The sequence below is a fragment of the Oceanomicrobium pacificus genome (assembly GCF_009833495.1).
In the GTDB taxonomy this organism is placed as follows: domain Bacteria; phylum Pseudomonadota; class Alphaproteobacteria; order Rhodobacterales; family Rhodobacteraceae; genus Oceanomicrobium; species Oceanomicrobium pacificus.
In genome coordinates this window covers 293,510-311,285 of sequence record NZ_WUWG01000005.1, presented here as the reverse complement: position 1 = coordinate 311,285, position 17,776 = coordinate 293,510, and the positions used below count along the sequence as shown (strand labels likewise).

At 66.6% G+C, this 17,776-nt stretch carries 18 protein-coding genes and 1 other RNA gene; 10 read left to right on the top strand and 9 right to left on the bottom strand.

The features are described 5' to 3' along the window. Positions 1 to 361: 361 nt before the first annotated feature. On the bottom strand, positions 362 to 712 hold the full coding sequence (locus GSH16_RS12990) for an arsenate reductase family protein (RefSeq protein ID WP_160855758.1): 351 nt from the start codon (positions 710 to 712) through the stop codon (positions 362 to 364). A 387-nt stretch (positions 713 to 1,099) separates the two neighbouring features. Here GSH16_RS12990 and GSH16_RS12985 point away from each other — a divergent pair, with 387 nt between their 5' ends. Beyond that, a complete protein-coding gene (locus GSH16_RS12985; protein ID WP_160855756.1) occupies positions 1,100 to 1,306 on the top strand; it encodes a cold-shock protein in 207 nt (68 codons plus the stop codon). A gap of 93 nt (positions 1,307 to 1,399) precedes the next feature. On the opposite strand, the gene thyX is transcribed toward GSH16_RS12985, so the two are convergent. Next, positions 1,400 to 2,320, bottom strand: coding sequence for an FAD-dependent thymidylate synthase (gene thyX / locus GSH16_RS12980; protein ID WP_160855754.1), 921 nt, complete (start codon positions 2,318 to 2,320; stop codon positions 1,400 to 1,402). A 178-nt stretch (positions 2,321 to 2,498) separates the two neighbouring features. Here thyX and GSH16_RS12975 point away from each other — a divergent pair, with 178 nt between their 5' ends. The 5 genes from GSH16_RS12975 (at position 2,499) to GSH16_RS12955 (ending at position 5,216) form a co-directional block, all read left to right on the top strand. Continuing rightward, complete coding sequence (locus tag GSH16_RS12975) at positions 2,499 to 2,927, top strand: VOC family protein (protein WP_160855752.1); 429 nt, start codon at positions 2,499 to 2,501, stop codon at positions 2,925 to 2,927. Then, on the top strand, positions 2,927 to 3,586 hold the full coding sequence (locus GSH16_RS12970; RefSeq protein WP_160855750.1) for a DUF1194 domain-containing protein: 660 nt from the start codon (positions 2,927 to 2,929) through the stop codon (positions 3,584 to 3,586). The genes GSH16_RS12975 and GSH16_RS12970 overlap by 1 nt, the downstream gene beginning before the upstream one ends. Positions 3,587 to 3,588: 2 nt before the next feature. Next, a complete protein-coding gene (locus GSH16_RS12965) occupies positions 3,589 to 4,269 on the top strand; it encodes a DUF1194 domain-containing protein (RefSeq protein ID WP_328803230.1) in 681 nt (226 codons plus the stop codon). A gap of 32 nt (positions 4,270 to 4,301) precedes the next feature. Further along, positions 4,302 to 4,650, top strand: a transfer-messenger RNA (tmRNA) gene (gene ssrA / locus GSH16_RS12960). A 101-nt stretch (positions 4,651 to 4,751) separates the two neighbouring features. After that, positions 4,752 to 5,216 (top strand): SspB family protein, encoded by a 465-nt coding sequence (locus tag GSH16_RS12955; protein WP_160855748.1) that lies wholly within the window; start codon positions 4,752 to 4,754, stop codon positions 5,214 to 5,216. An 81-nt stretch (positions 5,217 to 5,297) separates the two neighbouring features. Here GSH16_RS12955 and GSH16_RS12950 read toward each other — a convergent pair whose 3' ends face one another. Next, on the bottom strand, positions 5,298 to 5,699 hold the full coding sequence (locus tag GSH16_RS12950) for a DUF805 domain-containing protein (protein ID WP_160855746.1): 402 nt from the start codon (positions 5,697 to 5,699) through the stop codon (positions 5,298 to 5,300). Between the two features lie 154 nt (positions 5,700 to 5,853). Between GSH16_RS12950 and fumC the strand changes: the two genes are divergently transcribed. The 3 genes from fumC to GSH16_RS12935 all read left to right on the top strand — a co-directional run bounded on the left by fumC (position 5,854) and on the right by GSH16_RS12935 (position 7,799). Beyond that, on the top strand, positions 5,854 to 7,245 hold the full coding sequence (gene fumC, locus GSH16_RS12945; protein WP_160855744.1) for a class II fumarate hydratase: 1,392 nt from the start codon (positions 5,854 to 5,856) through the stop codon (positions 7,243 to 7,245). A 102-nt stretch (positions 7,246 to 7,347) separates the two neighbouring features. Continuing rightward, on the top strand, positions 7,348 to 7,557 hold the full coding sequence (locus tag GSH16_RS12940) for a DUF4169 family protein (RefSeq protein ID WP_160855742.1): 210 nt from the start codon (positions 7,348 to 7,350) through the stop codon (positions 7,555 to 7,557). Further along, a complete protein-coding gene (locus GSH16_RS12935) occupies positions 7,557 to 7,799 on the top strand; it encodes a ribbon-helix-helix domain-containing protein (RefSeq protein WP_160855740.1) in 243 nt (80 codons plus the stop codon). The genes GSH16_RS12940 and GSH16_RS12935 overlap by 1 nt, the downstream gene beginning before the upstream one ends. Here the strand turns inward: GSH16_RS12935 and GSH16_RS12930 are convergent. The 3 genes from GSH16_RS12930 to GSH16_RS12920 form a co-directional block, all read right to left on the bottom strand. Next, complete coding sequence (locus GSH16_RS12930) at positions 7,785 to 9,188, bottom strand: cytochrome P450 (RefSeq protein ID WP_160855738.1); 1,404 nt, start codon at positions 9,186 to 9,188, stop codon at positions 7,785 to 7,787. The two genes, GSH16_RS12935 and GSH16_RS12930, sit on opposite strands and share 15 nt — an antisense overlap. Beyond that, entirely contained in the window at positions 9,185 to 10,396 is a 1,212-nt protein-coding gene (locus GSH16_RS12925; protein WP_160855736.1) for an alpha/beta fold hydrolase, read from the bottom strand. The genes GSH16_RS12930 and GSH16_RS12925 overlap by 4 nt, the downstream gene beginning before the upstream one ends. Positions 10,397 to 10,524: 128 nt before the next feature. Further along, a complete protein-coding gene (locus tag GSH16_RS12920; RefSeq protein ID WP_160855734.1) occupies positions 10,525 to 11,274 on the bottom strand; it encodes a cytochrome c biogenesis CcdA family protein in 750 nt (249 codons plus the stop codon). A gap of 179 nt (positions 11,275 to 11,453) precedes the next feature. On the opposite strand from GSH16_RS12920, the gene GSH16_RS12915 reads away from it, so the two are divergent. Then, the gene (locus tag GSH16_RS12915; RefSeq protein WP_160855732.1) at positions 11,454 to 11,711 is read left to right on the top strand and encodes a sulfurtransferase TusA family protein; all 258 of its coding nucleotides are present in this window, start codon (positions 11,454 to 11,456) and stop codon (positions 11,709 to 11,711) included. On the opposite strand, the gene GSH16_RS16025 is transcribed toward GSH16_RS12915, so the two are convergent. The 3 genes from GSH16_RS16025 to GSH16_RS12900 all read right to left on the bottom strand — a co-directional run bounded on the left by GSH16_RS16025 (position 11,708) and on the right by GSH16_RS12900 (position 17,558). After that, complete coding sequence (locus GSH16_RS16025; protein ID WP_160855730.1) at positions 11,708 to 13,156, bottom strand: glycosyltransferase; 1,449 nt, start codon at positions 13,154 to 13,156, stop codon at positions 11,708 to 11,710. The two genes, GSH16_RS12915 and GSH16_RS16025, sit on opposite strands and share 4 nt — an antisense overlap. A gap of 102 nt (positions 13,157 to 13,258) precedes the next feature. Further along, complete coding sequence (locus GSH16_RS12905) at positions 13,259 to 13,996, bottom strand: SpoIIAA family protein (protein WP_160855728.1); 738 nt, start codon at positions 13,994 to 13,996, stop codon at positions 13,259 to 13,261. 139 nt (positions 13,997 to 14,135) lie between these two features. After that, positions 14,136 to 17,558 carry an indolepyruvate ferredoxin oxidoreductase family protein gene (locus GSH16_RS12900; RefSeq protein ID WP_160855726.1) on the bottom strand — a complete coding sequence of 1,141 codons (3,423 nt, stop codon included), beginning with the start codon at positions 17,556 to 17,558 and terminating at the stop codon, positions 14,136 to 14,138. Positions 17,559 to 17,776: the final 218 nt, after the last annotated feature.

Here is a 17,776-nt window from a genome sequence, read left to right as displayed (position 1 = left end):
TGAAGCTGACACTCTCATCATCGGAGCCGAAACCCCTAAAGAGCCGATATGCAAAACGTCCGGTCGTCGAAACGAACCAAACCGCCCGCATATCTCTTCATCTGTATCAAAATTTCAAAGAGCGTGGCCCTTTCAGGCCGCCGTCGCCGTGGCGGTCAGTGCCGCTCCCCGTCTCCGGTGAGGGCGGTGTATAGGCCCCTCCTCTGGGGGCCGCAACAGCTTTTTTTCAAAAATCCGCACTTTTTTCAGAACGAAATTTTCGACCCGAAACCGCCCGTTCCGGGGCACATAAATTGCCCCGGATCATGCCCCTGCGTCAAGGGCGGAGATTCCGGCGCCCGGATGCGCCCTGCCCCTTCCCTCAAAGGCCGAGCGCCGCGCGGGTTTCGGCCGTCCATCCGACATGGACCGCATCGCCCGCCTCGATGAGCGGACGCTTCATCAGTTTGGGATGCGCCTGAAGGAGCGCCGCGGCCCGCGCGGGATCGTCCCATCCGTCCCGATCCGAGTCGCCCAATCCCCGCCAGGTGGCCGATTTGCGATTCACCAGACGGTCGGGACCGAGGGCGGCGAGCCACCTGTCGAGCTGCGCGCGCGTCGGCGGCGTTGCCATGATGTCGACAAGCTCCACCGTCTGCCCCGCCGCTGTCAGGTCGCGCCGCGCGGCACGGCAGCTGTCGCAGTTCTTCAGGATATGGAGGGTGAGGCTCATGGCAGGCTCCGCATGGTTCAAGTGATTCAACGGCCCCCAGACTGACGCGCCGGCCCGCCCCCGTCACCCATTTCATGACCCGATCCGGCGCGCGCCGGTCGCGCTCGCGCGCGCGAGCTATATATGTCCTGCAATTCCGCCCGGCCGGACCGGCCGCAGACACAGGCTGCCAGACGGGGGCAATCGGTCGGAGGATATCGGCTCACCGCTGCGTGAGGTGGGCGACACATGAGCGATTTTCCTTGCAATCCCATGTGACCCATCTATGGAAGGCCGCAGTGAGACAGTTCTACTCTACCGACTTCTGATACAGTTGGCGGCCTAGACAAAAGGACCAACCACCGGGTCGCCGCATGTTGCGGGCGACACAGATCAGGAGATACGGATATGGCCACTGGCACCGTAAAATGGTTCAACTCGACCAAAGGCTTCGGCTTCATCGCACCGGAATCCGGCGGCAACGACGTGTTTGTGCACATCTCGGCTGTCGAGCGCGCAGGTCTGACCGGCCTCGCCGACAACCAGAAAGTCGAGTACGAGCTGCAGGAAGGCCGTGACGGCCGCGCATCTGCCGCTGACCTGAAACTGCTCTGAGCGGTTTCAAAGGACGGGACCGGCAACCCGCCGCCCCGACCATAGGATTCGATGCCGCCCGGACCCATGGTCCGGGCGGTTTTCATTTCGGGGTCAGGCTTCGGCCGGCCCGTCGAGCGTCGCGCGGAACTCCCGCCACTCGCCCTTGCTCATGCCCGAGCTTTCCTGCGTGACCTCTTCGCCCGCGAGCATCCGGCGGACGCAGTCGAGCGCGCGGTCCGACAGGGTCGCGCCGCCCAGCCGGTAATCCTCGAAAGCGGTATAGGCGAAGGGCACCCAGTCGGCCACGAGCTTGCAGATTTCCTCCGCATAGACGCGGATCTCATATTGCGCATGGGCGTCGGCGCGCAGGCGCAGGAAGTGGAAGAGATTGTGCAGGTCCACCTTCCAGTACCATTGCGTGTAGATGTTGGCGGGCAGGTTCATCCGCGCCAGTTCGCGCGCCAGCCCCGCTTGCCCCTCGTCGGAGATCATCTCCTCGTAATGGTCATAGGCGCGCGCGCTGTCGGCTTTCAGATAGTCGAGCACGCGGGCGGCCTCCGCCCCTTCGAGCAGCTCCCCGCGCCCCTGGTTGTTGACCACCGACTGCGCCGCCAGATGCTCGGGCGCGGGGATGTAGAATTCCCGGTCGAGGATCGAATAGCGGGCCGAATATTCGTTCACATTGGCGGTCCGGTGGCGAATCCACTGGCGCGCCACGAAGACCGGCAGTTTCACATGCAGCTTGATCTCGCACATCTCGAAGGGCGTCGAATGCCAGTGGCGCATCAGGTAGCGGATCAGCCCCTCGTCATTGCTGACCGACTTGGTGCCCTTGCCGTAGCTGACCCGCGCGGCCTGGGTGATCGCGGCATCGTCGCCCATATAGTCGATCACCCGGACGAAGCCGTGATCGAGCACCGGATAGGCCGTGTAGAGATGTTCCTCCATCCCCGGCGCCACCGCGCGCCGCGTGGGCTGGCTGCGGGCCCGTTCCTCGTCGATCTGTGCCTGCTGCTCGGCGGTGATGGGCATGCGGACCTCGTCTTTCATCTGTTGCCTGCGACTCGCGCTCGCACACACGATATATTGCGGTCACACAGGCGTGAACCACCATATGAAAGAAAATCGCCGTGATCGCCAGCGGCGATGGTGGCGCCCCTCCGCGGCTTTGGCTATCGTCCTTGAAAACCAACAATCTGCAGGAGCTTCCATGCCGCTGAAATATCTCCACACGATGGTCCGGGTGAAGGATCTCGACGCCTCGATGGCCTTCTACAAGCTGCTCGGGCTGGAGGAAACGCGCCGTTACGATAATGAGGGCGGCCGCTTCACGCTCGTCTTCATGGCGCCGCCGGGCCAGCCGGACTGTCCGGTGGAGCTGACCTACAACTGGGACGGGGACGAGGGCCTGCCGTCCGACAGCCGCCATTTCGGCCACCTCGCCTACAAGGTCGACGATATCTACGCCATGTGCCAGCACCTGATGGACAATGGCGTGACGATCAACCGTCCGCCGCGCGACGGGCACATGGCCTTCGTGCGGTCGCCGGACAATATCTCCATCGAGCTGATCCAGAACGGCGACGACCTGCCGCCGCAGGAACCCTGGGCCAGCATGGAAAATACCGGGCACTGGTGATGCGGGGCGCGGGGCTGGCCGCTGCAACGGCTCTGGCGCTGGCACCTGCCGGCGCTTCGGCCTGCGGGCTGGCCCTCGCCTTTGCCGTCGACGTGTCGGGGTCGGTCGACGGGTATGAATATGCGATCCAGATGAACGGGCTTGCCGACGCGCTCGAGGACCCCGCCATCGCGCGCGACCTCGCCGCCTTGCGGGCGCAACTCAGCCTCTGGCACTGGGGCGGGCGCGGCACGCAGGTGCGCGCCATTCCCTGGACCGGGATCGACAGCCCCGCCGCCCTGCAGGCCTTTGCCGACCGCACCCGCACCCTGCCGCGCGCCGCGATCAACGAGAGCACGGCCATGGGCACGGCCCTCGCCCGCGTGGCGGACGGGTTTGCCAGCGCGCCCCGCTGCGACCGGATGGTCATCGACGTGTCGGGCGACGGCAAGTCGAACACCGGCCCCGGACCCGAGGGGCTGCGCGACGGGCTCGCGGCAGCCGGCCTCACGGTCAATGCGCTCGCGATCGAGGACGAGTCCTTCGAGTTGAGCGAATATTTCCGTCACCGGGTCATCACCGGCCCCGGCGCCTTCGTGGAAACCGCCGAGGGGTTCGACGACTATCCCCGCGCGATCCGCGCCAAGATCCTGCGCGAATTGCGCACCCCCGGGGTCTGACCGTGGGCGTGCGGTGCCTTGCACCTGTCGTCCGCCCGCTGGCGACCACGATTGCACTGGCCGCGGCAGCCCTGCCCGCATCGGCCTGTGACGTGGCCTTGGCGCTCACTGTCGACGTGTCCGGCTCGATCTCGCCCGAGGAATACCGGCTGCAGATGGACGGGCTCGCCGACGCGCTGGAACAGAGCACCATCGCGGACGCGCTCGTCGCCACGCAGGCCGCGCTCAGCCTCGTGCAATGGACCGGCGCCTCGCGGCAGGAGTTGTCCATCGACTGGCGGCGGATGAAGAGCCTGCGCGACGTGGCCGAGATGGCCCGCATCGTCCGCGCCACGCCGCGCGCGTGGGAACATTTTTCCACCGCGATCGGAAATGCGCTCCTTTTCACCGCCGTGACCTTCGAGGCCGTGCCCGACTGCACCCGCCGGGTGATCGACGTGTCGGGCGACGGCTCGTCGAACGAGGGCACCCCGCCCGCCGCCGTCCGGGCGCAGATGGCGGCCATGGGGATCACCGTCAACGGGCTCGCCATTGCCGATATCGAGGCGAACCTGACCCCCTATTACCACAACCACGTGATCACCGGCGACGGGGCCTTCGTCATCACCGCGCGCGACTATGCCGACTATCCGCGCGCCATCGAGCGCAAGCTCCTTGCCGAGATCGGGCGCCCGACCTCCTGACGGGCCGCAGAACGGCGCAGGCTGCCAACTTCCCCCTTCAAATCCGCCGCGCGCGGGCCTATATTTGATCCGTTCCTCCGGGGACTATGGTGATAAACGCGCATGTAATAAGCGGATCGGACCCGGGGGCGGTACCCGGCGGCTCCACCAACATCCTTCGTTTGGGGATCATGGGGCCGAAACAGGATCGACGGACGTGTAAAGATGTTGCTTTCACTCGGCGGACGGCCACCGTTATCGGCGTAAAAAGCATAGTTGCAAACGACAATCGTGCTCCGGTTGCTCTCGCTGCGTAAGCAGTGCGAAATACCGAAATCTAAGTCCTGAGACCTAGCAGTTTCAGGCGGGGTTCGCAGGCACCTGGCAACAGAAGCCTGCATTTTCAATTTCTTCGCTGATTCCCCTCAAAAGCGTGATCTGCGCCTCTTTTATCCGTAAGGGAATCGTCTATGGTCGGAGGGAGCAACGGGACTCAGGACACCATGACCAACGGGATCAACTACGGCCAGCTGATGCAACGCGCCATGCAGGGACTCCTGCGTGAAGTGCTTGAATATACGGCTGAAAACGGGCTCCCGGGGGCACATCATTTCTTCTTCACCTTCGACACGACCCATCCGGGCGTCGACATGGCCGACTGGCTGAAGGACCGCTACCCGACAGAGATGACGATCGTCATGCAGGACTGGTTCGACGCGCTTGCCGTCATGCCCGACCGGTTCAGCGTCACGCTCAATTTCGGCAACCAGCCGGAACCGCTCGTCATCCCCTTCGATGCAATCAAGACCTTCGTCGACCCGTCTGTCGAATTCGGTCTGCGCTTCGACGGGCATGAGGAGGAAGATGAAGCCCCGGCCGATATCGAGGATCCCGATGAGGTGCCGGTGGAAACCACGCGCGAACATGACGCGGAAGTGGTCAGCCTCGACAGTTTCCGCAAGCACTGACAGCGCGGACCGGAAGACAGAAAAACGCCCCGCAGCCACTGGCGCGGGGCGTTTTCTTTGGTCGCGGTCAAACGCTGCCGGTCAGGCGGTGCCCGCCGGCGGCGGCCCGAAGCGGTTTTCGCCCTCGGTGCCCTTCTGCGCATAGAAATAGAGCAGCACCAGAAAACCGATGATCGGGATAAGCCCGATCAGGATCCACCAGCCCGACTTGTCCGTATCGTGGAGCCGCCGGACCCCCACCGCGAGGTTCGGGATGATGAGCGCGAGCGACACCAGCATGCTGAGCGGCCGGGACGGGTTTTCCCCCTCCAACGCCGGCTCGATGCCCAGCAGCGGCACGATCAGGAAAGCGTCAATGGCCTGCGTGACGAGCAGCAGCACAAAGACAAAGAGCACCCACCACCAGAATTCAGGACGGGGGGCGCGACCGCTGAAGGTCGCGTAATTCGACAGCACGTGACGTACCGACTCCTGCATGTTCATGTCGTTTCTCCCTTGTTCCTGCGACAGTTAGGGCCGAACTGCGACATTCTGTCAATCTTTCTGGCCCTGCCCCGTGCGCCCCTTTGGCCCGTTGGCAAGACCAGCGGCGCACAGTATACCGCCGCACAGCATATATCCCGGACAGGAGACGCCCATGACCGCCACCCGCACCGAGACCGACAGCTTCGGCCCGCTCGAGGTTCCCGCCGACCGTTACTGGGGCGCCCAGACCCAGCGCAGCCTGAAGAATTTCCCGATCGGCTGGGAAAAGCAGCCCGTCGCCATCGTCCGGGCGCTCGGCGTCATCAAACAGGCTTGTGCGGAGGCAAATATCGATCTGGGCAAGCTCGATCCCGAAATCGGCAAGGCCATGGTCGAGGCCGCGTCCGAAGTGGTCGCCGGCAAGCTTGATGACCATTTCCCGCTCGTCGTCTGGCAAACCGGCTCCGGCACCCAGTCCAACATGAACGCGAACGAGGTCATCTCGAACCGCGCCATCGAACTGCTCGGCGGCACCATCGGCTCCAAGGATCCGGTGCACCCGAACGACCATTGCAACATGGGCCAGTCGTCGAACGACACATTCCCCACGGCCATGCATATCGCCGTGGCGCGCACCGCACATGACGTGCTTCTGCCCGGTCTGCGCAAGCTGCATGCCGCCCTTGCCGACAAGGCCGAGGCCTTCAAGGACATCATCAAGATCGGCCGCACCCACACGCAGGACGCAACCCCGCTCACGCTCGGGCAGGAATTCGGCGGCTACGCCTATCAGGTGGAACAGGGCATCAAGCGGGTCGAGGCCGCCCTGCCCAACATCTACGCGCTCGCGCAGGGCGGCACGGCCGTCGGCACCGGGCTCAACACGCCCAAAGGCTGGGGCGAGAAGGTCGCCGCCAACATGGCCCGGATCACCGGCCTGCCCTTCGTGACCGCGCCGAACAAGTTCGAGGCGCTCGCCGCCCATGACGCGCTGGTGGAAATGTCGGGCGCGCTCAAGACGGTCTCGGCCTCGCTCTTCAAGATCGCCAACGATATCCGCCTGCTCGGCTCCGGTCCGCGCTGCGGCCTTGGCGAACTGATGCTGCCGGAAAACGAACCCGGCTCCTCGATCATGCCCGGCAAGGTCAACCCGACCCAGTGCGAGGCGCTCACCCAGGTCTGCGCCCATGTCATGGGCAATGACGCCGCCGTCGGCTTCGCCGGCAGCCAGGGCCATTTCGAACTGAACGTCTACAAGCCGATGATGGCCTATAACGTGCTCCAGTCGATGCAGTTGCTCGGCGATGCCTCCGTGGCCTTCACCGACAATTGCGTCACCGGCATCGAGGCCGACGAGGAGCGGATTTCCAAGCTGATGTGGGAAAGCCTGATGCTGGTCACCGCACTCGCGCCCGAGATCGGCTATGACAATGCGACGACCGTTGCCAAGACCGCGCACAAGAACCGCACCACGCTGAAGGAAGAGGCGATCCGCCTCGGCTTCGTGGATGCGGAAACCTTCGACCGCGTGGTGCAGCCGAAGGACATGATCGGCCCGCGCTGACCTGCGCCATCGTCCAACAAATCGAAAGCCCCGGCGCCCCATGGCTCCGGGGCTTTTTCGTGCCGCTTGCACCGCCGCCCGCCCCGTGGCACCGATAGGCGCATGGGACAGGTTGTGAACCTCAACCGCGCGCGCAAGAGCCGCGCCCGCGCAGAAAAACGCCGCAAGGCGGATGAAAATGCCGTCCGCCACGGGTTGAGCAAGGCCGAGCGGACGCGACAGCAAGCCGAAGCGGCGCGCGACGCGCGGCGGCTCGACGGGCATGTGCTCGACAGCGACACGCCCGGGGATGGCGGCGGGACGGACGGCTGATGCGCTTCGCCCGGCCGGAAAAACATTCGCTGACGCTGAACGGCCACCGCACATCTGTGTCGCTCGAACCCGATTTCTGGGAGGCGTTCACCGCGATCGCGCGGCGCGACGGGCTCGGCATCAACCAGTTGGCCGCCCGGATCGACGCGGCGCGCGGGATCGAGGCCGGATTGGCCGCCGCCATCCGGCTCTATGTGCTCGATGACCTGAAACGGAACGGCGCGCCCTCAGACGGCGGCTGAACCACCGCGCGGCCGGAACCGAAGATGGATGCCGTCCGCCGCGCGCAGGGTCAGATGCGCAACGGGCCGCGGTGGCGGGCCGACGGCTTCGATCTCGAACCGCCGCAGGACGAGCGCCAGCATCATCACCCCCTCGATCATCGCAAACCCCGCGCCGGGGCAGATACGCGGCCCCTTGGAGAAGGGCATATAGGCGTCTGTCTGTGCAGAAGCCGGCCGGTCCGCCAGCCAGCGGTCCGGATCGAACGCATGGGGCCGGTCCCAGAGCCTCTCGTGCCGGTGCAGATGGAAGGCCGACAGGATCGCCAGCGACCCGCGCGGAATGTCGCGGTCGCGCCAGTGTTCCGGCTGCACCGTCTCGCGCACCATCATCGGCACCGGCGGGTAGAGCCGGAGCGTCTCGCGAAACACCGCCGTCACCTGTTCCAGCCGCCGCAAATCCGCCATCTCGGGCGCGCGGTCACCCAGCACCGCGTCCACTTCCGCACGTGCGCGCGCCTGCACCTGAGGCGCGGTGGCCAGCAGGTACAGGCCCCAGGCGAGCGCCGAGGCCGAAGTCTCGTGACCCGCAAGGAAGAAGATCGCCACCTGATCGGCCATCTCCTGCGTGTCGAACCGGCGGCCCGTCTCGGGATCGGGCGTCACCATGATCCGGGTCGCCAGATCGTCGGGCGCGGTCCCCGCCTCGATCTCGGCTGCGCGCTGCGTCACCATCGCGCCGATCAGACTGCGGATCTCGGTCGCAGCCCGCGCCTGGCGGCGCGACCGCCGCCGCGGCACCCAGGCCGGCAGGCGCAAAAGGTCGGCCCAGACCATCAGGGGCTGCGCGCGCTGGTAAGCGCGGAACGCCTGAAACACGGCCGCCGCCGCCCGGTCCTCGATCGGAACCGAGAACAGCGTGCGGAAGATGATGTCGGCGGCGAGCCGCGCGGTCTCTGCCTCGACCTCCAGCGCCGCACCGGCCTGCGCATCGAGCCGTGCCAGCGCGCGGTCGCCCGCCGCCTGCATCGCGGGCAGCACCCGCGCCAGCCGCCCGCCCGCAAAGGCCGGGTCGATGATCCGGCGCTGCGCCTCCCATTCCGGCCCGTTGGTCACGAAGACCGATCGGCCGAGCATCTGGCGCAGGGTCGCGCCGATGATCTCCGATTTGGGGAAATCGGCGGGCCGGTCCTGCAAGATCAGCCGCACCAGTTCCGGCTGGTTGACCACGTAAGACCGGTAGAAGGGCGTCCGCTGTTCGGCCATCCAGGCCCGATAGAGCCGCGCCGGCTGGGCGGAGAAAAGGTCACGCCGCGCCAACCTGATCCGCCGCCAGACCGACGCACCCTCGGGCCGGGTCGCGGGCCGCGGTGGTTCGGGGGCATCGCTGGCCCCGGCCGGCCCGCTCACGGGTCCATCCCAGAATGCGGGCTCAGGACGCGGCGGATGGTGCTGGGCGAACTCTCGCGCCCGTCGAACCGCGCCGCCAGCGTCTGCGCCCCCGCCGTGATCGCGAAATAGTCATAGGCATCGGGGTGATCGAACGCGCAGAGATACTGGATATGGCGGCGGAAGAAATTCCAACGCATCCCGGCCTTCTGCGCCTCCGACAGCGTGTGCGTGAAGGCCGCCGACAGGACGAGCGGACCGCGTTTGGCCTGCGCACCGGGATCGACGCCGTTGATCGCCACCGGATCGCAGAGCGCGAAACTCGCCCCGTCGCCCGGCGCGCTCACATCGACCCAAGTCAGGCGCGCGCTCTGCGCCAGCCGGTTCAGGTCGCGCCGCAGCGCCCCCGCGCCGGGCAGAAACCCGACCATTGGAATGACCTGCCCGAGTGTCAGCAGCCCCAGTGCCGGACGCCCCTCCGCGCTCGCCGGTCCGATCCGGTCCAGCGCCCGCGCGGTCAGTTCCACCGCCAGATGCGCGCCGGAACTGTGGCCGACGATCAGGATCTCGTCGACCCTGCCGTCCGCTGCGACCGCCGCGATCCGGTCGGCATACCGGTCGAGTCGCGCCGCCATCTCGGGCGGGGTCGCCCCGTTACAACTGGCCGAATAGGCGTAATCATGCAGCAGGTAATAGACGAAGAGCCGCCCGTCGAGCCTTCGCAACCCGATCAGAAGCGCCACGCCGAGGCACGCGCCCGCCCCCCAGCCGACCGCCGCCGGCCAGCCGAGACCAGCCGCCAGCATCCCGCCCCAGCGCACCAGCAGAAGAGCAGCCAGCGCATAGAGGATCAGCGCCACCGGCGGGTATAAAGCTGCGATGAACGGGCCCTTGCGGATCTTCAGGAGTGCACCCAGCGCACCTGAGCGCAGATAGGTCCAGGCGGTGCGCAGCATCTGCGGATAGGTCATCGCGATCGACCGCCGCATCGACCGGTGCACGATGTCGAACCAGACGAGCACCTCCATCACCGTGTCCACCGGCGCCCCGTCATCCGCGGCGGTCACAAGCCACTGATAGGGGCCGTCACCGGCCGCCTCGCCGCGAACGGTCATGTCCAGTCCCGTGACAGCAGCCTGACGGGCCGCTTCGCGCCGGTAAAGCTCGCGATAGCGGCGCGGCGGGCTCGGGTCATAGCCGGGCAGGAAGAAGACGTGCCGGCGGCGCACCCTCCCGGCCGCCTCCGCGGGCCGATCCGGCTGCGAAGGGGCCTGTGGCGGCAGACCGGCAGCGATTCCATCAGGGGGCGACACAGACATGGGCGTGATCCTAGACCCGCCCCTGCCGCGGCGCAATTTCAGCCGATCCGGCCAAGTGCCGGAAATGTCTCCAAGAGCCAGTAGCTGAGGTCGGAAAAGGTGCCGGAGATCATCATCAACCCGACCGTGTAGAGCAGCACGCCCATGATCCGCTCGATCCGCTCCATATGCGGGCGCAGCCGCGCCATCGCGCTGACCGAGCGGCGCATGAAGAGCGCAGCCAGCAGGAACGGCACGCCGAGTCCCAGCGCATAGACCGCCATCAGCACCGTGCCGCGCGCGATGGACCCTTCCTGCGCCGCCATCGACAGAACCGCACCCAGCACCGGCCCGATACAGGGCGTCCAGCCGAAGGCGAAGGCGAGCCCCAGCACATAGGCGCCGAAGGCCGAACCGCCGCGGTCGCCCGCGTCGAGCCGCATTTCGCGATAGAGGAGCGGGATCCGGAAAATGCCGAGGAAATGCAGACCGAAGATCATGATGACGATCCCGGCGACAATCGCCATCTCCCGCTGATAGGCAAGAAAGACCTGCCCGAAGGCCGAGGCTGCGAAGCCGAGGAACAGGAACACGGTCGACAGGCCCAGCACGAAGAACCCGGCCGCCTGCAGCACTTTCCAGTCCCGCCCGCCCGATTGCACGGCGTTCATGTTGGTGCCGGCCATATAGGCCAGATAGGGCGGCACGATCGGCAGCACGCAGGGCGACAGGAAGCTCAGCACCCCCGCAAAGAGCGCAATCCCCATCGCCATCAGCAGCGATCCGTCAATGATATCAACGCCGAACATCATCCATCCATCGGTGCGGCCCGTTATCCGGGCCCGTCAGGTCAGACCTACAGGGTTTTCACCGCAGGGTCATCGTGCCTCGGTGTCACATTCGCGTGCCACTCGCAAGTGGGGCCGCGATCCGGCCCTGCGACAGCCGCGCCATGGACAGGGGCGCGGCCAGCGCTTAATCGAATTGGATGGACACTGACGCATACGACCCCGGCATCCCGCCCGATTTGGTGATCGACACGCGCGGCCTGCTCTGCCCCCTGCCCGTCCTGCGGGCGCGCAAGGCGCTGAAGGCGCTTGAACCCGGTGCCATTCTGGAAATGTCCGCCGACGATCCGGCGGCGCGGATCGACGTGCCGCATTTCTGCACCGAACAGGGCCATGTGCTCCTGTCGCTGCGCGAGGACGGGGCCGATCTGGTCTTCCGCCTGCGCAAGGGCGGTTAGGCGCAGCCCGACAGGGGTGACGCGTCCACGAGCGGCACCGCGTCCCTTGCCCCGCCCACGTTACCCTGATCGGCCCGCCGCACCGCATCCAGCCCGTCCAGCATCCGGTCCACCTGCGCCGCGACCGTGTGGCACCGCGCGGCGCGTTCCGCCGCCTGCGGTCCCTTGGTGCGGCGCCAGTCCTGCACCAGAGCCATGCGCATATGCGCCGCCAGACTGGTGACGAAGGCGCTCCCCTCGGCCTCCGGCACCAGACCGCCGACCGCGGCATCAACGAAATCGACAGGACCGCCCGAGCGTGCACCCAGCACCGGCAGGCCGCAGGCCATCGCCTCGATCAGGACCAGCCCGAACGGTTCGCGCCGCGCCGGATAGACGCCGAGGTCGGCAACCGCATTGACCCGCGCCAGCGCCTCCTGCGGCAAGGGGCCGACAAAGGCCAGCCGCTCCAGCCCCAGATCGGCGGCCAGATCGTGATAGCGGCGCCAGTCCTCCGGCGGACCGTCCCCGATGACCAGCGCCATCACATCCTCCATCCCGGCCTGCGCCAGCGCCGCCAGATAGGCATCGAGCCGCTTCCACGCGGCGAACTTGCCGCAGAATATGACCAGCCGCTCTGTCCCGTCGGGCATGGTCACGGGGGCCACAGGCTGCTTGTCGCGGTCCCGCGCCTGCAACTGGCCGAGCACCTCGGCCCGGCTGGCCCCGCCCGCCGCTGCGGGGTGGAACACGGCCGGATCATAGCCGTTCGGGGACTGAAGGATGCGGTCCGCCGGATAGGACGGGAAAAGCCGCGCGAATGCCTGTGCCTGCGCGGTCGAGATGGTCACCACCGCATCGGCGCGCCGCGCACCATCCGCTGCGAACAGGCCCGAGGCCCGCATCATCGGATAGAACCGTTCAGGATAGTCCGGATGGCCGTCTATTTCGGCCCGGAACATCTTGAGCGCCGTGCCATGCACGAAACAGGCAAGCTGCGGCGTCGCCACACCGGGTGCGGCATGCGCGGCCAGATGGTCGCGCAGGTCGGCACCCACGAGCGCGTTGATGAACGCATGGTGTGCGATGATCAGGTCCGGATCGCGCCCCTCGGTGGCGCGGATCCGGTCACAAAAGCGGCGCAGATGCTCCATCAGCGCGGCGCGATACTCCGCGAAGCCGCTGTCGGAGAACCCGTGCCAGCGGTTGCGGCTGACCGGTGAGATGCTTTCGCAGATCGGAATGTCATGCGGTATTGCGAAGATCGACAGATCGGCGCGGTCACTCGTCTGCCGTGGCGAGGGAAAGGTCGAATAGACCCGCAGATCGTCCCGCGCGGCCATCGCCGCATGGTGCGCGGCATGCAGGATGCCGCTGCCCGGCGCGAATTCGCCCTGCCGCTGCCAGTTGTTGGACCCCAGATGGAGGATGATGCGCGGCTTTGCCGCCTCTGCCGGCTCGGCCATGGCCCGCCCCTTTCGTCAGATGCACGTCTGACCGCAGGATGCGGGCCGCTGGTTACGGATGTGTTGCGATCCCGCGCAAGGCCGCCGCGCGGTGCCGCCCGGTTACGACCGGATCCACTCCTCGGCCGCCTTGCGCTCGGCGGACGGGAAGACCGCCAGTTCGCCCGGCACCATCGGGCCGAAGAAGCGCGCCGACTGGGCCATCCATTGCGAATCCGTCACCAGCGCCATCTTGCGCCAGCGGAACGGGTTCGACAGGCCGACGCGCATATCGTCCCAGATCGCGCCGGCACTGGCCCCGAAATCATCGTCTATGATCGCCAGAACCTTAAGCTTGTCATGGCGTTCCAGCTTCTTCTTCACAAGCGGGACGAGCGTCTCGTCATAGTCCCGGCTGGTCAGACGGCCCTTGATCGACATGGCGATCACATCCGCCGGGAACCCGTCGAGAATGGAGAGCGCCAGCGGATCCTGCGCATCCGACAGTGCCCAGTCCCGCGCCGCGCCCGCCTCGTCGGTCGGGAAATGCCGCAATTGCGCCCCGACGAAATGCGTGGCGATGGCCGGCATCGCCGCCATGACCGAACTGTCGGACACGACCGCGATGCGCGGAACCAGGTCCTCATAGTTACGGACCAGTTTGAAATGGTCCGACATGGCCGCGAAACTGTCCCACCCTGGGAAGCTCTTGGCATGGATCACCACGCGCGGCGCGGTATCCTTGGCGTTGATATAGTCGTTGAACGCATCAACGAGTTTCGTCATGTCGCCCTCTGTCAGGCGGCTGTCGACACTGGCTGTTATCAACCCTTTGGACGGGTCGGTCTCGATATCGATCATGCGGGAATCCTTTCGCGATTGAAGGCGGTTGGATCGTCAACGCGCGGCGCGGCCTGCGCGTTCCCCGGCATGCTGTCCTGCGGCGCGCGCTCTGGCAAGGGGATTGGTCCTGCCAGCGCCCGCCCGCCGGACCGGACCGCTACTCCGCTGCCTCCGCGACCGGCGTTCCGCCCGCGCGGAATGCCGCGAGCAGTTCCTCGCGCCGCTTGGCCGCAGCGGCCGCCGCTGCCGCCTTCACATGGCCGAAGCCACGGATCTGCAGGGGCAGTTCGGCCAGCGCGATGGCAATGTCGCGGGTCTGGGGCGTCAGGCCGGCCTGCACCTCCTCCATGTCGCGCTCATATTCCGCGATGAGCGCGCGTTCCATCTTCCGCTCGGCCGTGTGCCCGAACGGATCGGCCCAATGGCCCCGCAGCCGTTTCATGCCCGCCAGCATCCGGAAGACCGGCATAATCCACGGCCCGAAGGCCATCTTGCGCGGCCGCCCGTCCGGCCCCTTGCGGGCCAGCAGCGGCGGTGCCATGTGGATGCGGAAGCTGCGATAACCTGAAAACTGCCGCGCCACGGCCTCCTCAAACGTCTCCAGATGCAGCCGCGCGACCTCATATTCATCCTTGTAGGTCAGGAGCTTGTGATAGCCCTTGGCCAGCGCCGCACCGAAGTCCGGATCGGCCTGAAGGGCCGATGCCACCCGCGCGTCGTAGCGCGCCGCAAGACCGGCATCCTGATAGGCTTCGACATGGGCGCGGCGGATCGCGCGCGCAGCCTCCGCATCCGGCGTTGCCGCCTGTTCGCGCGGCGCGATGGCGGCCGTGGCGGCATCCGGCGCGGCAATCGCCCAGCGCCCGATCTCGAAGGCCCGCAGGTTGCCCTCCACCCCCGCGCCGTTCAGCCGGATCGCTTCGGCTATGGCCTCGGAGGAGAGCGGCACGAGCCCCGCCTGCCAGGCCGCGCCGAGCATCAGCACGTTGGCGTAGATGGCATCGCCCAGCATCCGCTCGGCCAGCTTGGTCGCGTCGAGCATCTGCAACGCCTCCTCGCCCAGACGGGCCCGGATCGCCATGCCCATCCGGTCCATCGGCAGATGGAATTCGCGGTTGCGGGTGAACTCGCCGGTGATGATCTCATGATGGTTGCAGACCGCCCGCGTCCGCCCCCGCGCCATCAGCCCCAGCGTCTTCGGCCCGGCTGCGACGACCAGATCGCCGCCGATCACGCCATGCGCTTCTCCGACCGCCACGCGGATCGCGGAAATCGCCTCCGGGCTTTCGGCAATGCGGCAGTGGATATGGACCGCGCCGCCCTTCTGGGCGAGACCGGCCATTTCCATGACACCCGCGCCCTTGCCCTCGAGCCGTGCGGCCATGGCCAGAAGCGCGCCCACCGTCACAACGCCCGTGCCGCCGACGCCGGTGATGACCAGATTGTGCGTCCCGTCGATCACGGGCAGGTCCGGTTCCGGCAAGTCCGGCAGGTCGATCTCCAGCGCCTCGGGCTTGCGCAACTCCGGCCCTTCGAGCGTCACGAAACTGGGGCAGAACCCGTCCACGCAGGAAAAATCCTTGTTGCAGCTCGACTGGTCGATCTGCCGCTTGCGGCCGAACTCGGTCTCCAGCGGCAGGACCGAGACGCAGTTCGACACCACGCCGCAATCGCCGCAGCCCTCGCAGACAGACGGGTTGATGAAGACGCGCCGGTCGGGGTCGGGGAAGAGCCCGCGCTTGCGACGGCGGCGCTTTTCCGCCGCGCAGGTCTGCACGTAGATGAGCGCCGAGACGCCCTTCACCCCCTGCAACTGTTTCTGCACCGCCTGCAAGTCGCGCCGCTCGTGCAGCTTCACACCCGCGGGGAAGGCTTTCAGGTCCACCTCCTCCTTCGGGTCATAGACGCAATGCACCTCGCGCACGCCCATCGCCAGCAGTTCGCGCGCGATCTGCTGGGCGGTCAGGTCGCCCTCATTGTGCTGGCCGCCCGTCATCGCGACCGCATCGTTGAACAGGATCTTGTAGGTGATGTTCACATCACCCGCCGCCAGCGCCGCTCGGATCGCCTGCACGCCGGAATGGTTGTAGGTCCCGTCCCCGAGGTTCTGGAACACATGGTCACGGGTGGAAAACGGCGCCTCGCCGATCCAGTTGGCCCCCTCGCCCCCCATATGGGTGAAGCCGACCGTTTCGCGGTCCATCCACTGGACCATGTAATGGCAGCCGATGCCCGCATAAGCGCGCGCGCCCTCGGGCAGCTTGGTTGAACTGTTATGCGGGCAGCCCGAGCAGAACCACGGCAGGCGGGCGGCAATTTCCTCCGAATTGTCGGCCGTGGCGGCGGCATCGAGCACCGAAAGCGCGGCCTTCAGCTTCTCGGAGGTCACGCCCTCCTCGGCCAGCACGCCCCCCAGCTTGCGGGCCACCGTCACCGGATCGAGCGCACCCTTGACCGAGAAGAGAACCTCCCTGTTCTCTTTCTTCCAGCCGATCACCCGCCGCCCGTGCCTGTCGTCGAAGATCGCTTCCTTGATCTGCACCTCGATCAGCTTGCGCTTCTCCTCCACCACGATGATCAGGTCGAGATCATCGGCCCAGTCGCGCAGCGAGCGCATGTCGAGCGGCCAGACCATGCCGACCTTGTAGGTGGTGATGCCGAGCCGCTTGGCCTCGGCCGCGTCGATCCCGAGCAGATCCAGCGCATGGACCGTGTCGAGCCAGCTCTTGCCCGCCGACACGATGCCGATCTTCGCCCGCTCGTCGCCCAGCACCCGATGATCGAGCCGGTTGGCCCGCGCGAAGGCTTCCGCCGCGAACCGCTTGTAGTCGTGGAGCCGCGCCTCCTGCGCGGTCGGATTGTCGTCGAGCCGGATGTTCAGCCCGTCGGGCGGCATGTCGAAATGGTCCGGCAGGCGGATCTGCAACCGGTCCGGATCGCCGTTCACGACCTCCGTCACCTCGATCGTGTCCTTGACGCATTTGATCCCGACCCACGCGCCCGTGTAGCGGCTCATCGCCCAGCCCATCAGGCCGAAATCGAGCACCTCCTGCACGCCGGCGGGCGACAGGATCGGCATCAGCACATCGACGAGCGCAAATTCCGAATGGTGCAGGACAGTGGAGCTTTCGCCTGTATGGTCGTCGCCCATGCAGACGAGCACGCCGCCATGCTCTGCGCTGCCCGCCATATTGGCATGGCGGAACACGTCGCCCGTCCGGTCGACACCCGGTCCCTTGCCGTACCAGAGGCCGAACACCCCGTCGAAGCGGCCCTCGCCGCGCAGGTTGATCTGCTGCGATCCCCAGAGCGCGGTCGCCGCCAGATCCTCGTTCAGGCCGGCCTGGAACTTGATGTCTGCCGCGGTCAGCACCTTCTCCGCCCGCTGCATCTGCTGGTCGACACCGCCCACGGGCGAGCCGCGATAGCCGGTGACATAGCCCGCCGTGTTCAGCCCCGCCGCGCGGTCCCGCGCCTTTTGCATGAGCGGCAGGCGCACCAGCGCCTGGATCCCGCTCAGAAGCACCTGCTCCTTTTCGAGATCATAGCGGTCCTGCAAGGAAACCTGATGAAGCGACATGGAACCTCCCAATTCCCGTGTCAGGCGATTATAGGTCAGGATACTTGACCTTCCAAAGAAAATAATCGTGACACCGTCCATCACGGATTGTGATCGGTCGCTGGCATCGTTGCAAGTTTGTCGGTGGCCGGTATAGTCCGGATAGCACCGGCGGACGGGCCAGACGGACCGGATTTGCCAATATATTTCAAGGCCCCTGCGCGCCGGAGACGCGCGCC

Bases quoted from the DNA above. Each gene is read 5' to 3' on its own strand.
- GSH16_RS12985 (WP_160855756.1), top strand. From the start codon at position 1,100: ATGGCCACTGGCACCGTAAAATGGTTCAACTCGACCAAAGGCTTCGGC.
- fumC (WP_160855744.1), top strand. From the start codon at position 5,854: ATGACCGCCACCCGCACCGAGACCGACAGCTTCGGCCCGCTCGAGGTT.
- GSH16_RS12970 (WP_160855750.1), top strand. From the start codon at position 2,927: ATGCGGGGCGCGGGGCTGGCCGCTGCAACGGCTCTGGCGCTGGCACCT.
- GSH16_RS12955 (WP_160855748.1), top strand. From the start codon at position 4,752: ATGACCAACGGGATCAACTACGGCCAGCTGATGCAACGCGCCATGCAG.
- GSH16_RS12935 (WP_160855740.1), top strand. From the start codon at position 7,557: ATGCGCTTCGCCCGGCCGGAAAAACATTCGCTGACGCTGAACGGCCAC.
- GSH16_RS12990 (WP_160855758.1), bottom strand. From the start codon at position 712: ATGAGCCTCACCCTCCATATCCTGAAGAACTGCGACAGCTGCCGTGCC.
- GSH16_RS12915 (WP_160855732.1), top strand. From the start codon at position 11,454: ATGGACACTGACGCATACGACCCCGGCATCCCGCCCGATTTGGTGATC.
- GSH16_RS16025 (WP_160855730.1), bottom strand. From the start codon at position 13,156: ATGGCCGAGCCGGCAGAGGCGGCAAAGCCGCGCATCATCCTCCATCTG.
- GSH16_RS12975 (WP_160855752.1), top strand. From the start codon at position 2,499: ATGCCGCTGAAATATCTCCACACGATGGTCCGGGTGAAGGATCTCGAC.
- GSH16_RS12950 (WP_160855746.1), bottom strand. From the start codon at position 5,699: ATGAACATGCAGGAGTCGGTACGTCACGTGCTGTCGAATTACGCGACC.
- thyX (WP_160855754.1), bottom strand. From the start codon at position 2,320: ATGCCCATCACCGCCGAGCAGCAGGCACAGATCGACGAGGAACGGGCC.
- GSH16_RS12900 (WP_160855726.1), bottom strand. From the start codon at position 17,558: ATGTCGCTTCATCAGGTTTCCTTGCAGGACCGCTATGATCTCGAAAAG.
- GSH16_RS12905 (WP_160855728.1), bottom strand. From the start codon at position 13,996: ATGATCGATATCGAGACCGACCCGTCCAAAGGGTTGATAACAGCCAGT.
- GSH16_RS12920 (WP_160855734.1), bottom strand. From the start codon at position 11,274: ATGTTCGGCGTTGATATCATTGACGGATCGCTGCTGATGGCGATGGGG.
- GSH16_RS12940 (WP_160855742.1), top strand. From the start codon at position 7,348: ATGGGACAGGTTGTGAACCTCAACCGCGCGCGCAAGAGCCGCGCCCGC.